Genomic DNA, 14242 nt, shown 5'->3' on the forward strand with positions numbered 1-14242 from the left:
AAGGGCGGTATTAAGCATAAAAAATGCAAAGAATATGGCTTCTTTGCAGAAAAATTACCTATATCGGAAAAAGAAAGAAAAATATCAGGAAATTTCCGATATGGTTTTGATAGACGATTTTCTATTTTTCAGCCAGCCAGGAAAGATTTCCGGTTCCATTACAAAGATAACGGTGTGATCGTAATTCCCCAGTTCTGTAGTGTGATAGGAGTCGCAAAAGAGTCCCGTATCATCAACCAGAACATAGGAAGCGATAGTATCTAAAATCTGTTTGAACTCCAAATTATCGTAATCACGTATTCGTTGTAAAGAAAGGCTCTGGTCATAAATTTGACTGAAACAGACCACACATCTTTTATATAACGGAATAGAATGTTCTGTCACATAAGTCTGCAAGGCAAGGTTTAATGGCTCATGTAGAAAAGCGGTGTTGGTTCGCAATTTACGTTTGGGCAGTAGCCCTGGCATGGTAATGGAAAGAACACGATTTGAAAAAGAGATTTTGATTCCCTGCACATCCGCAGCCTGTTTCAGATAGTCTTTCTTTCCAGTATCAGTTGTGGTATATACCAGATTTCTGAGCTGGCAGGCAATCCTTTCAGAACGTAGGGCAGCACTGATACTCAGCTCTTCGTATTTGTCGGCATACGCTTGAATATCTGTTGTTTTCAATGCAAAAATAGTGTTGTGAAGTTTTTGGACTTCATCATCAATGCTCTGTAAACGGTCAAAAACAGTTTTGGTGTTCATACATACCTCATTTCTTTGCATAATAGCTGACAGATCCGGTAGAGGAGTCTACAAGGCAAAAGGCAATCACGCCTGTGATATGAATTTTTGCAGCCTGTTCTTCCGTTTCTAATACTACCAGCCGTTTAGCATCGCTTTTTGTCTGGCTTTCCATGACATGATTGATAAGATATTCTTGTTCCTGGGGGACATAGAGGACTTCATACCACTCATCTTTAGAGAAAAAGTTCAGTTTTACAGGAAATTCACCGTCAGTATGGTACATAATGGCTGTTTTGAAGTCCAAAAGCACCCAAAAGGATGCAATCATGCCATAATCAGGATTGTTTGCAGATTCCTGGCTGTCGCAGAGAAGCCCGTTCTCCTTATCATAGATAATGCGTTTTTGTTTTACCAGACTTGTGATCAGAGATTTGATAGACTCTCTGTTTTTGGAAAAGAGCCGTAAGACCTGTTCATATTGCAGCGAATGGTAAGTTGTAATGAACCGGAGCAGTTGGGCACCTTCCCCTTGATAGATTTCATTTCTTGTTTTCATGGTAATCTCCCTTCATTATATAAATAGGAAGTTTTACTTACACTGTACGCACAGAATACGTTTTATTTTAGGGGAAGTACGCTGTACGTACTGTGTAAGTATTGGCTACTGTCAGCGAAAGGTTTACGGGTACAAAAAAAGCACCAATTAAGGTGCCGGTAAAAAATAGGAATACTATAAGCAATATCAATTGTAACATGGGTAAGATAACCCTTCAATCGCAGAAGTGTGCCAAGTTGAAGTAAAATATAAGAAGTAAATGTGCCAAATAGAAAAAAAAAAGTGCATTTTAAACAAAAAATATGGGAAGTATATAGGAACTATGGTAATGTGGGAAAAACAAAAATTTATAATGAAATGATATATGAAATTTTGATAAAGAGGTATTTATGGAACTATTACGGTTTGTGTATAAAAATTTTTGTGAAAATAAAAGGCTTTTAATTTTTATAATTATGGGGAATTTCCTGACTTTTGTATTAGCATTAGTTGTTCCGTATTTGAACGGTTTTTACTTTAATATAGTGATATATACACCAAGTAAAGAAAAAATAATTAAATTTGGTTGTTTAATAGTGGGGCTAGGGGTGATAACTACAATGTTGACATATTGTTTTAATATTTATAAAACTAAAGTTCAGTCCCAACTTGTATTTAAAACAATGAATGAAATTATAAGGTGTGTACAATATTCCGACTATAGCGAAAGTAGTAAATTTAATCCATCTTATTTACATCAAAAGATCAATATTGATGCAAATAAAATATGGTCTTTTGTTTTTGATAATATTATAAGTAGTGTATTTCAGAGTTTAACTATAATTGGGGTAATAATAGCAATTGGAAAAATAAATAAAAAAATATTTTTACTTATAATGTTCATAGTTCCAGCTTACATACTTAGTTATTATTATTTAAAAAAACCGTTGTATGAGCAAAGTACTAGATATAAAGAAGAACAGTCTGCATATTACAAGCATATTAATGAACAATTTGAATTTATAAAAAAAATAAAGTTATGGGCTGATTATAAAAATAAGGAAAACAAAAGAAGAAGAGAGTTTGGGAAATATTTAGAAGAATTCATGAAGTATACTAAGCTTTCATATTTTTACAATTCTTTAGAGAGTATCATTACGCTTGTTTTTAAATCAACAGCATTAATAGTTGGTGGTATTGAGATGATTTCTGGAAACTTAACATTAGGAGAGTTTTTGATAATTTCATCATATTTTGGAATGCTGATACAGAGTATTAAATTTTTCTTTTCCTTTGGGCAAGTATACCAAGATGCAAAAAATTCTTTTGATTGGATTACAAAAATAAAAAATTTGGAGAAGGAGCAGTACGGAACAAAAATAGTTAATCAAAAGATTAATAGAGTTAAAATTAGTAGATTAGAATTCAGTTATGATAATAAAAAAATTTTAACAAATTATAATGAAGAATTTATGGAAGGAATTAATCTGATCATGGGAGCGAATGGTAGCGGAAAATCAACCCTTTTATATCTTTTGTGTGGTTTATTACACACTAAAAAGAAGGGAAACATTGAGTTTAATAATATTCCTATTTCAGAAGTAGAAATTGAATCCTTGAGAAAAAATAAAATATCTATATATATACAAAATCAAAATGAAATGGATATAACGGTAAAAGAGATGTTAGCAGAACGTTTTGATATAGGTGCTCTTGAAATATTGATAAAACAGTATCATTTAGAAAATATATATTTGACGAATCAATTTAATATTTTGCATTATTTAGATAGAGCATTTCATGAATTATCGGGTGGGGAAATGCAAAGAATTCAACTGTTACCAGTATTATTAAAAAATACAGATATTATGATTTTGGATGAACCAACATCTGATTTAGATATGAAAACAAAGGAAATATTATCAGAGATTCTTTGGGAGTTAGGAAGGGAAAGGATAATTTTTATAGTAACTCATGAAAGAAATCTTTTTGAAAGATTTTCTGATATAAAAACTATTTATCTAAAATAAAAGAAAGGAGAACTCAGTAGTTAATATCAAAGGAGGTAAGTATATGTTTTACGATAATATAAGTTTAACTAATAAGGAAAAACTATTAAAGAGTATTCCTAAATTTGAGGAAGAAAGAATATTTTATTTCCGACATGAAAAAGGTAATAAAAAAAGTTTTGCTATTGTAAACGGAAAGACTCAAGAAATGGTTATGAATGGAGAAGCATGGGAAATACTTAAGCTATGCAATGGAGAAAGGATAGTAGAACAAATCAAAGAAGATTTTGCAACAAGATATTCATATATGAATCCTACGGCTGATTTTCTTAAAGATGTTGTGGTTACATTGTTTGCATTTGATAAATTATGGGCTTTGTCATGGGGAAAGGGAGGATCACCATTTATGGTAAACGGAACTATAAAATTAAATGAAAAATATGATTTGATTTGGGCAACTGAAGATGACATTAGGGAAATATTTGCTGCATATAAAATGTATGCAGATAATACAGAATATACATATCATAATTGCCCAGCAAATAGGAATAAAGGATTGAGTGATTACCAAAAAGAAACTGTACTAAGGAGCAAGATGTTTTATTATAAAGAGGATTTTTTTGTGTTAAAAGATAGAGAAGGAAATGTAATGGGAATAACATCTATATCCAATAATCACCCAGAAACGGATATATTAGAAATTACAACATTATTAGTTCCAGAAGAAATATTGGAACAAGTACTTATAGGGTGTGAACAACTATTGAAGAGTTTGTATCCATTTAATATTTCTAAGTTGAGAATTAAAACGATAGGTTCAGATTTAGAAATGTTGGAAAAGCAGTTGTTTAATTGTGGGTTTAAAAAGGTTTCACAGTTAATGGATGAGTATGGAAAAGGAAATGACTTAATTATTTATGATTGGACAGTATGAGCATTAGAGAGGTATATATATGAATAGAAATATAGACTTTACAGTAGGACCATATCAGTTAGCTTTAGATATAACAAACAAATGTAATTTAAGATGTTTGCATTGTTACAATGCAAGTGGTGAAAACAGAGTAATGGAACATGAATTATCTGATGATGAGGTGATTAAATTTGTTAAAGATATTTTGCCTATGAAATTGTTGAATTTTTGTTTTTGTGGCGGAGAAACATTATTGAGAAAAGAACTTATCTGCAAATGTATAAAAATGTTAAGTAATTGCGGAGTCAGGACAGCAATAGTAACCAATGGCATTTTGGCATCAGAAAGTGTTATACGAGATTTATATCATTCGGGATTGAATAGCATACAGTTTAGCGTAGATGGTGCTAAAGCGGAGAGCCATGATAAATTAAGAAATAAGACAGGCGTTTATGACAGCGTGTTTAGAGCCATAGATATTGTTAGAAAGTATGATATGGAAATGTCGATTGCATTTACACCAACATCATTTAACATAGAGGAGTTGGAAGAATTACATACAAAATTAGAGTCAATGTCTTTTAATAATAAAATTGAGTTACGTGTACAGCCACTTATGCCATTAGGACGTGGGAATAAAAATTTAGAGAATATTTGTCCTACAGATATTCAATATAGAAAATTGGTAAACACAATTAATACGATTAATGCACGTAACCCAAGTATTAAAATTGTATGGGGAGATCCTGTTGATCATTTAATACGTTTTCCGGAACATACAGAACTACCGATGTATTATATAAGTATTCGTGCAAATGGAGATATTGTTACAAGCCCTTACCTGCCATTAGTTGTTGGAAACATCAGAAATCATAGTATTGAAGAGTACTGGAATGGTGGTTTATATGAATTATGGAAGAAAAAGATTCCTTGTTATATGGCAGCATTTATTAAATCAGTTGGAGACATGGGGAGAATCACAGAAAAATTTCCTGCTACGTTCATGGATGATATTTACATTGATATGTTAGAAAAGGATTTGGATGATTTGAGTCTTTTACCCAATAATTGAGATATATGATAGAGTGTTTTATCATACGTGAGTATTTTGATAAAACAAATATTTATGAAAGGAGGAAACCGTATGGGCGAGGATATGAATGGATATCAGCCACCGGTAGTGGAAGGTTTGGATGGTGATGACAGTAGTGGAGTTTCAACTTATGGTACAGAATGGGTATGGGAAACATATTATGTTACCTATGTTAACGGAGCTGTAGCTGGAGATACGGTTATCATTACAATTAATATTTAAGCCTAAACTATGGTAGCATTGAGGATTTTAGTATTTTTAAATACTAAAATCCTCTCTTAAATTATTTAAAGGAGCATTCTAATAGTGGAAGATATTATTTTAAAATGTGAAAGAATCGAAAAAAAGTATAGTAAAACAAAAGCTTTAGATAATATAAATTTATCAATATATACAGGCCATATTTATGCACTGATTGGAGAGAATGGTGCTGGAAAAACAACTCTCATGAGAATTATATCGGGACTTATTGGATCTGATAATGGAAAAATGGAGTTAAAAAGCAAAAATATAGGTGCTTTGATAGAAAAACCAGCGTTTTATCCGGGGCTTACGGCAAAAGAAAATATAAAAATTATAAGTTTGATGAGAAGCACTTTGATAGAAAAAGAAATTGTGGAGCTTGCAATGAAATTTGGAATTTGGGAAAATCATAAAAAAGTAAAAAATTATTCACTAGGCATGAAGCAAAAATTAGGTATTATCCTTGCTTTAATTGGGAAACCACAATTATTGGTATTAGATGAGCCATTAAATGGGTTAGATCCTAAAAGTACTATTCAGATACGAAAACTTTTAAGTGATTTAAGAGAAAAAGGTATTACAATTTTAATTTCAAGCCACATATTAGATGAATTATTTAGGGTAGCCACAGATTATATTTTTATATCCCAAGGGACTATTAAGAAGAATTTTACGTATGAGGAAATTGTTCATAAATATCCGGATAAGATGCCAGAAGAAATATATTTAGATATATTGGAGGAATGAGTATATGTTAGATGCTATCAGAAGCGAGCAATATAAAACACGCCACACAAAAATTTTTACTATACTCTGTGTGGGAGCATTAGTATTAGGAGTAATTACAGTTTATATGAATCATTCTATGTATATGGCGGGAAAGATAAAGGAGTTGTCAGGGGAAAATGCACTAAAAAGTGGTATGAGTAATATTAGTGTTGCAATAATCTTGTGTTCTATATTTTTGGATGTTAATTTAGGTAGCGAGTTTCAAAACAGAACATTACAATTAAGTGCATCTTTTGGCAATAATAGAAAAATAATTTTTGTCAGTAAAGGGATAGTTAATATTTTTTATAGTGTTATTTTATCTTTTTTATATCCAATGGTATTAACATGTGTAACAACCATGCTTTATGGATGGACGAATGATACTTTTTCATTTGGAATGATATTTTTAAAACTATTGGTTACTATTCTATTGGAAATTACTATATTTCTTATGTGTTTTGGAGTGGAATTTATAATGGAGGGATCCAAAGCTGGACTGTTATTTAATGTATTGGTAATAGGGATTGGTTTTCCTATATTACAATCATTAGGAGAAAAAATAAATCTTATTAAGAGAATTTTAGAAGTTACACCTATAGGTTATTTAGATGTTTGGGTAAAACAAGATATTGATATTAACTTTATTGCTAAAATATTGATAATTGTAGTAGTGTGGAGTATTTCTACATTGAGTTTATCGTATATAATATTTAAAAGACGTGATTTGAAGTGAAAGGGGTAATTATATGAAAAGGAAGGATAAGTTTACAGTAGTATCTATTATTGTAACGATAGTTTGTATACTTGTTAGTATAATATTTTTCTTTTTGGTTCCTAATAAAATATCAATTCAGTGGAGTGCAGCAGAACCCAGTAATATAGTTAGTAAGACATATATTTTTATTATGCCAATCATCTCTGTGCTTACCCTCAGCATAGGAAAAAAAATATTTAGGTTTGTTGTATATAAATATTTCCAAAGAGAAAATGAGAAATTTATTTCGTATTTGAACATGTATTTTAATATAGTTTTTTTGACATGTGAATTGTATGTTATTGCGTATGTTTATGGAGTCCGTTTAACTATTAGTTCGATAATACTTGCAGAAATAGTTATTGGGGCTGCTGTAGGAATAAAGATATTAAAAAGGAGATAATTTATGAAAGTTTTAATAGTTGCGTTACCACAAAAGATAAGTAAAAATCAATTTGAACCTTTGGAATTAGCACCGATGGCAATTTATCTTTTGGCTTCTATATTAATGAAAAATAAACATGAAGTAAGCATAATTGATCCTTGCGAATTTATCCAGTATGAACACAAGGGGGATATAGAGGAATTATGCGCTCAGTATATAATGAAAAAAATTTCTAGTAAAGATATACAGTTGATTGCGTTTTCAGTCAATTCTTTTAATTGGTCTAATACAAAGGTTATTATCCAACGAATAGCGGATAATTTTCCAGACGTTAAAATAGCATTGGGTGGGTTGCACCCATCAATATTTGATAAACATGTTTTAGAATCATCAGATGCCCATATAGTTATGCGTGGTGAGGGTGAAAAGATTATTGTGAATTTATGCAATGCTCTTGAGTATAATATGACATTAGAGGGTGTTAAAGGTATTACTTATAAACTGAATGGTAATGTGTTACGAAATGAAGATGAAATAGAACTAACAGTCGAAGAAATGGAAAATACACCGTATCCAGCATATGAATTATTACCTTCATCCAATCCATATACACAGTTGCCGGTAGAAACTTCTAGAGGGTGTCGTTTTAGTTGCGCTTTTTGTTCCATACCCCATAGGAGAAACTGGAGAGGTTTATCTGTTGAGCATGTAATTAAACGTGTTAAGCATGCACTGCAGTTTAAAGATAACATAAATAGAGGGACTAGATTACTATTCGTAGATGATTGTTTTACGGCAAATGGAGAAAGAGCTATTAATGTTTTTAAAAAGTTGCATCGTTTGTATGGTTATACCGAAAAGGTATTTATCGAAGCAAGAGTTACTGATATATTAAAGAATCAAATATTACAGAATATACCACTGCAAATGGTTTCATCTATGCAAATAGGTGTAGAATGTGGGTATAATGAAGGATTGAAAAAAATAAGAAAGGGGTTAACGGTAGAGCAACTTTTTAGTGCTTTAGAAATTTTAAAACAGTATCAATTTGATAAGCATTGTTTTCTTTCCTTTATTATAGGATTTCCATGGGAAACAATGGAAATGATCAATAAAACACTAGATACGATTGAATTAATATGTACAAAATATAAAATAGTGTGTAATTTGAATTGGTTATTATTGTTGCCTTCAGATTTATGGTGGGAAAAGGAAGATTTTAATATACATATTGAAGAAGATATGTTTGATAATTTATTATGGTATGCCAACAGTGATTATTTCTTTACAACACATCCGCTAATTAGCATGGAGGATATTATACAGGTTGAGAAGCGAATAGGGGCAATGCAAAGACAAGGAGGAACTGTAGCATATAGAAGAAGGATAGGAAATGAGGAAGATTATATAGAACCATCAGCATGCAGCGAATAAGGTGAAATTTTTTATATTAAGCTTTTATTTATTCAAGAACATAGAATTCTTAAGAATAGAAATATTCAAGGAACTCTATGTTCTTGCAATGGAGGGGGAAACGTTTTAACATGTTTAATTACTAAAAATGATAAGATGAAGAGTTAATCATCTTAAAGCACATTTAGAGAGAAATAAGTTTCCAAGTATTCTCGATGTTATAGTTTTGTAATTATTTAGTAGAACTCACTCAAGAAGTTATTAGTCTGTCTTTTTCTCGAACTTTTTGAGTTCTTCAATTTCTTTTTCTAATTTCTCAATTTTTTCTTTTAGCTCATTAGAAACACACTCATTCTTGTTTTTCTGAGGATCAATGCTTGAGAGAAAATCGGGAATAATACAAGCATCAAAAATGAAAAGAAAGGCAGTATATAATTGGATGATTAATTTAAGAGTGGGTTGATTGAAATCTGCAAGAGCCAGACAGGATGCAAACCATAAGCTGGCAAAAAAACTCATTTTCTTCAAATATTGTTTTCCGTGTTTATCAAGTATTAAAATCATTACTATGAATGCAAAACTTATAGCAAACCCTATTATTTGTAAAAAAAGTATAAACTCATTATCTGTCAAGTATTCTGACGAAATCAGAAGTACAAACATAAGAATGGTTATCCCCATCATGAATGGCCATTTTTTCAATGCATTGTACATTGCTTTTAATTGTTCTGCCACACTTTTAAATTCCTTAGGCATATCTAATTCTTTCACTCCGTTAGTCATTTGAAATAATAGGTAAAATTAGAGAAATCTCCCCTATTTCGTAAAGAAATTATTGGTTTTCAACTATCATATTATAGCAAATAAATATAAATAGAACAAGATGTGGTATTTGGAAACTTATAACTACTGTAAAAGGTACAATTGGGAAAATCAATTTTTATAGGCACTCATTTTAATATAGAGAATGAGTGCCTATATGGAAAATGTCGATTTTATTTTGGGAAAAACTTATTTAAAGTTTCCAGTGTCCCCTTTGCAGAAAATCCCCATAGTATGCTGCTAAGAGCGTTAATAGCAGCCTGCCTCCTTCGGTAGTACGTCCGGTAGGAGATACTGGGAACGTGCTTTTCCAACTCTTCCAGGATTTCCTCTGTGTTTTTCAGTTCATGGGGAGACAGAAAGGCGTAATATAATATCCAGTAATATTCTTCCCCATGTTTATGATTTTTCCGGAGCAGATCCACAGAAGAGAGAAGCAGCTTTATCATTTTGTTACTGCGGGCAATGCTTTTTGCCCATTCTTCAATCTGGCTGTCTCCCAGATCTGCTCCTGCAGCATAGATGGAATCTAGAAATTCGTCTACACTGGTGTTGTATTCCAGTTGGAATTGAATTTCCACCTGCCGGACAGCAACCATCAGGCTATAAGTAGAATCCCGGTAACAACGGAGCAGTTTATAGGTATCATGGTACAGCGGATTATTTTCTACTTCAGCAGAAACAGGGTGGTGATTTTTCTTTGCCATTATACAACCCCTCCTTTCAACAGAACTTCTGGGATTTCAGCGAAGGCAGGTAAGGTATGCTGCAGAGGCGGAGTATGCCCTGGGACGTTGGTGACGGCGGGATTTTCCGGTTTTAGTTTTAACTCAAACTGATAGGCGGCTTTCCCCCAGGGGCAGATAATACGTAGTGAATATAGATATATACTATCCTTGCAGGCTGATAAAGGAGATAATATATACTTTGTTTTGGGGCATCTACAACAAGAAATGCCTTGTATTTCCAGTATTTCAGCGACTTTGCGAACAATGGCTTTGATGTGTGATTCTGGAACGCAGGAGCCTTCCTGTGAAACGATGATTTGTTCGTCAGTAATAGATTCTGAAACGCATTCAGAATTGTTTTTAACAGGCAAGGTGTCTTCGGGTATATGTATTGGCAGTTGCATTTTCATGGCAATTTCCTCCTTATCAATCATGACATCACTGATATTAAACATAACGGACAGATAATTACGTAGATATACCATGCTGCCATGTTTCCCGGAATAGGAAATCAGTGTGATCATGTCGGTATCTTCAAGTTTTTTAAGCAGACGGGACACAGAAGATTTCGACTGTTTCCAACGTCTGGCAAGTTCCTGATAACTGAACAAGGGATTTCCAGTCTGATTGCGAAAATATACTACCGGACCGGCATCAGAGCCTTGCACAGATGGATCATTATAGACTGCATGAATCCAAAGATCCAAAAGAGCATCCATTTCCGAACATTTTCCCAGTCCGATTAGTTTATGAACATCTGCGATTGGAAAAAAGAAAAACCCGATGTCTTTTTTGCATGGGTAATTATAGGAAAGGGCAGTATTATCTTTTGGCCAGTCTTTGATCTTGTATTGGATAATCTTATTTTTTTCGTGTAGTGAGTAGGTTAGAAGGTTTTGCTCTACCAGGGTATCCAGTATGGATATGACCTGGTGCTGGAATTTTTGGCGGAAGTGAATCTGTAGTTCTTTAAGAGAACAGATCCATTCTCCAGGAACAACTTTGTAAGTAAGGTGTTCGATGTTCCGATAAGAGGAACTGTAATTTGCATAAGAACATAAAATGAGAAAATAAAAAAGACAGGAACCTCCGTTGGTACGGATGCTTCTGTCTTTCATAAGGGTTTGTATAAATTCCCGGTAAATCCGGCAGCGTGGAAAATCCACAATTTGTTTTAATTCTAATTGATAATTCACGATAAACCTCCATATAATATTGTAGTTGTAGTAAAATAATTGTAGACGAAAGATACTAAAATGTATATAATATGCCCATAGGGGTGCTAAGTGGCATAGATTTGGCACAGTAAAATACCTGATATGGCATGAAAGCAACATGAAAATTAGGGTGGATATAGGGTGGACAGTTTGGAAAACCTTAGAGTTTTAGCGGGTTCCAAGGATTTTTTTCGGGGTCTGCAACACCTCTATCCCCAGTTCAAATCTGGGTGGCACCTCTAAAAGCTCTTGATGAAGAATCAAGAGCTTTTTTCATGTCATTTCCAGTTATTTTCTTATTCCACCTTCCATAAATGATAAAAAATCTCAACAACTGCATCTCTCAACAATTTTTTCACAAACCCTCTTGCATAATTGAAAAACCCGATTTATAATAGCAAACAAATAAAACCCATTGGTTTACTATGAATTAAAGGAGGAGAACAATGTCAGAACCAATCCTTAACATAAAACAGTTAAATGCAAGAGTAGAAGAAAAAGAAATTCTTCATGATATAAATCTTCAGATCCATAAAGGAGAGACCCATGTACTGATGGGACCAAATGGTGCTGGAAAGTCTACCCTGGGCTATGTACTTATGGGAAATCCCAAGTACCAGGTTACAGGAGGAAGCATTCTCTTTAAAGGAAAGGATGTTACAGAGGAAAGCGCAGATAAGCGTGCCAAAGACGGCATGTTTTTGTCCTTCCAGGAGCCTCTTGAGGTGCCGGGACTTACCGTATCTGCTTTTATCAGAAATGCGATCCAGCAGAAAAAAGGAGGCTATATCAAGCTGTGGGACTTCAAGAAAGAGCTGGACAAAAATCTGAAATTTCTGGATATGGATCCTTCCTATGCAGAGCGCAGCCTGAATGTAGGCTTCTCTGGCGGAGAAAAGAAGAAAGCAGAAATTCTTCAGCTGATGATGTTAAAGCCAAACCTCGCCATTTTGGATGAGACAGACTCCGGTCTGGATGTAGATGCTGTCCGTCTTGTATCCAAAGGTGTGGAAGAATACCAGAAGGACCGTGACGGAGCCCTTCTGATCATCACCCACAGTACCAGAATTCTGGAATCTCTTCATGTAGATTACACCCATGTTATGGTAAACGGTCACATCGTTGCCACAGGCGACGGCTCTTTGGTAGACCGAATCAATGAAGAAGGCTATGAAAGCTTCGTATCAGAAGCAGAAGAGGTGAAAGAACCGTGAAAGAAAAGACCTATGTAGAGGATATTGACCGGAGCATGTACGACTTCCGAAACGAGGAAAAAGATGCCTATAAGGTAAAAGAAGGTCTGACTCCGGCAATTGTAGAACAGATTTCAAAAGAAAAAAATGACCCGGCCTGGATGCAGCTGTTCCGGCTTCAGTCATTGCAGATTTATAATTCCATGGAAATTCCCAACTGGGGACCGCCAATTGATGAGCTGAACATGGATCAGATCGTCACCTATGTGCGTCCAAACACCAAGATGAGCGCCAAATGGTCCGAGGTTCCGGATGACATCAAGGATACCTTTGAGCGTCTTGGAATTCCGCAGGCAGAGCGTAAATCCTTAGCTGGCGTTGGCGCCCAGTACGATTCCGAGCTGGTATACCACAATGTAAAAGCAGAGGTAGCAGCCCAGGGAGTTGTTTACACAGACCTGGAAAGTGCTATGCACGGGGAATACGCAGATATGATCCGTACTCATTTTATGAAGCTGGTAAAGCCAAATGACCACAAATTTGCCGCCCTTCACGGCGCAGTCTGGTCAGGCGGATCCTTTGTTTATGTACCGCCGGGCGTTTCTGTGGAAATTCCCCTGCAGTCCTATTTCCGTCTGAATGCACCGGGAGCCGGACAGTTTGAGCATACCCTGATCATTGTAGATGAGGGAGCAGATCTTCATTTCATCGAGGGCTGTTCCGCACCGAAATACAATGTGGCAAACCTTCATGCAGGCTGCGTAGAGCTTTTTGTAGGCAAAAATGCAAGACTTCGCTATTCCACCATTGAGAACTGGTCCAAGAATATGTATAACCTGAATACCAAGCGAGCCATTGTGGAAGAAGGCGGCGTAATGGAGTGGGTTTCCGGATCCTTCGGTTCCCATACCTCCTACCTTTATCCCATGACCATTCTGAAGGGAAAAGATTCCCGCATGGAATTCACCGGAATCACCTTTGCAGGAAAAGGACAGAATCTGGATACCGGAGCCAAGGTGGTGCACACAGGAGAAAACACTTCCTCCTACATCAACACCCGTTCCATTTCCAAGGACGGCGGAATCAGCACCTTCAGAAGCTCTGTAACCATCGGAAAAAATGCAAAGCACAGCAAAGCAGCTGTCTCCTGTCAGTCCCTGATGCTGGATGATATTTCCCGTTCAGATACTATTCCGGCTATGGATATCCGTACAAAGGATGCAGATGTGGGACATGAGGCAAAGATCGGCAAGATCAGCGACGATGCAGTGTTCTATCTGATGTCCAGAGGAATTTCAGAGGAAGATGCAAGAGCCATGATCGTAAGCGGATTTGCAGACAATGTATCCAAGGAACTGCCTCTTGAATATGCAGTGGAAATGAACAATCTGATCCGCCTTGAGATGAAAGGCAGTATTGGCTGATCGCGGAAGG

The 14242-nt window shown here is 34.7% G+C and carries 15 protein-coding genes; 10 read left to right on the top strand and 5 right to left on the bottom strand.

The window, feature by feature from the left end; translation table 11 throughout:
- Positions 1–84: 84 nt before the first annotated feature.
- Both DWZ38_RS07850 and DWZ38_RS07855 read right to left on the bottom strand, forming a co-directional pair.
- Positions 85–750 carry a DUF6100 family protein gene (locus tag DWZ38_RS07850; RefSeq protein ID WP_178105298.1) on the bottom strand — a complete coding sequence of 222 codons (666 nt, stop codon included), beginning with the start codon at positions 748–750 and terminating at the stop codon, positions 85–87.
- Positions 751–757: 7 nt separating this feature from the next.
- Complete coding sequence (locus DWZ38_RS07855) at positions 758–1288, bottom strand: DUF5697 family protein (protein WP_015526863.1); 531 nt, start codon at positions 1286–1288, stop codon at positions 758–760.
- 389 nt (positions 1289–1677) lie between these two features.
- Between DWZ38_RS07855 and DWZ38_RS07860 the strand changes: the two genes are divergently transcribed.
- The 8 genes from DWZ38_RS07860 (at position 1678) to DWZ38_RS07890 (ending at position 8869) form a co-directional block, all read left to right on the top strand.
- Positions 1678–3297: an ABC transporter ATP-binding protein gene (locus DWZ38_RS07860; RefSeq protein ID WP_059085306.1), complete on the top strand. Its 1620-nt coding sequence runs from the start codon at positions 1678–1680 to the stop codon at positions 3295–3297.
- A 43-nt stretch (positions 3298–3340) separates the two neighbouring features.
- On the top strand, positions 3341–4210 hold the full coding sequence (locus DWZ38_RS07865; protein WP_059085307.1) for a hypothetical protein: 870 nt from the start codon (positions 3341–3343) through the stop codon (positions 4208–4210).
- A 19-nt stretch (positions 4211–4229) separates the two neighbouring features.
- The gene (locus DWZ38_RS07870) at positions 4230–5261 is read left to right on the top strand and encodes a radical SAM protein (RefSeq protein ID WP_015526870.1); all 1032 of its coding nucleotides are present in this window, start codon (positions 4230–4232) and stop codon (positions 5259–5261) included.
- 72 nt (positions 5262–5333) lie between these two features.
- Positions 5334–5504, top strand: a complete 171-nt coding sequence (locus DWZ38_RS22185; RefSeq protein WP_015526871.1) for a hypothetical protein — start codon at positions 5334–5336, stop codon at positions 5502–5504.
- An 84-nt stretch (positions 5505–5588) separates the two neighbouring features.
- Positions 5589–6272: an ATP-binding cassette domain-containing protein gene (locus DWZ38_RS07875; RefSeq protein ID WP_059085308.1), complete on the top strand. Its 684-nt coding sequence runs from the start codon at positions 5589–5591 to the stop codon at positions 6270–6272.
- Between the two features lie 4 nt (positions 6273–6276).
- Complete coding sequence (locus DWZ38_RS07880; RefSeq protein ID WP_059085309.1) at positions 6277–7029, top strand: ABC transporter permease; 753 nt, start codon at positions 6277–6279, stop codon at positions 7027–7029.
- 13 nt (positions 7030–7042) lie between these two features.
- Positions 7043–7453, top strand: a complete 411-nt coding sequence (locus DWZ38_RS07885; RefSeq protein ID WP_059085310.1) for a DUF1648 domain-containing protein — start codon at positions 7043–7045, stop codon at positions 7451–7453.
- Between the two features lie 3 nt (positions 7454–7456).
- Entirely contained in the window at positions 7457–8869 is a 1413-nt protein-coding gene (locus DWZ38_RS07890; protein ID WP_110925732.1) for a radical SAM protein, read from the top strand.
- A gap of 240 nt (positions 8870–9109) precedes the next feature.
- Here the strand turns inward: DWZ38_RS07890 and DWZ38_RS07895 are convergent, their stop codons facing one another.
- The 3 genes from DWZ38_RS07895 to DWZ38_RS07905 all read right to left on the bottom strand — a co-directional run bounded on the left by DWZ38_RS07895 (position 9110) and on the right by DWZ38_RS07905 (position 11594).
- Positions 9110–9619: a hypothetical protein gene (locus DWZ38_RS07895; protein WP_139009993.1), complete on the bottom strand. Its 510-nt coding sequence runs from the start codon at positions 9617–9619 to the stop codon at positions 9110–9112.
- Between the two features lie 224 nt (positions 9620–9843).
- Complete coding sequence (locus DWZ38_RS07900; protein ID WP_015526878.1) at positions 9844–10377, bottom strand: hypothetical protein; 534 nt, start codon at positions 10375–10377, stop codon at positions 9844–9846.
- On the bottom strand, positions 10377–11594 hold the full coding sequence (locus DWZ38_RS07905; protein ID WP_117851449.1) for a helix-turn-helix domain-containing protein: 1218 nt from the start codon (positions 11592–11594) through the stop codon (positions 10377–10379). Before DWZ38_RS07905 ends, DWZ38_RS07900 begins: the two co-directional genes overlap by 1 nt.
- A gap of 467 nt (positions 11595–12061) precedes the next feature.
- Here DWZ38_RS07905 and sufC point away from each other — a divergent pair, with 467 nt between their 5' ends.
- The gene (gene sufC, locus DWZ38_RS07910; protein ID WP_117851451.1) at positions 12062–12829 is read left to right on the top strand and encodes a Fe-S cluster assembly ATPase SufC; all 768 of its coding nucleotides are present in this window, start codon (positions 12062–12064) and stop codon (positions 12827–12829) included.
- On the top strand, positions 12826–14232 hold the full coding sequence (gene sufB, locus DWZ38_RS07915) for a Fe-S cluster assembly protein SufB (protein ID WP_021926835.1): 1407 nt from the start codon (positions 12826–12828) through the stop codon (positions 14230–14232). Before sufC ends, sufB begins: the two co-directional genes overlap by 4 nt.
- Positions 14233–14242 lie beyond the last annotated feature (10 nt).

The sequence above is a fragment of the Ruminococcus sp. AF31-8BH genome (assembly GCF_003460605.1).
Lineage (GTDB): Bacteria > Bacillota > Clostridia > Lachnospirales > Lachnospiraceae > Blautia_A > Blautia_A acetigignens.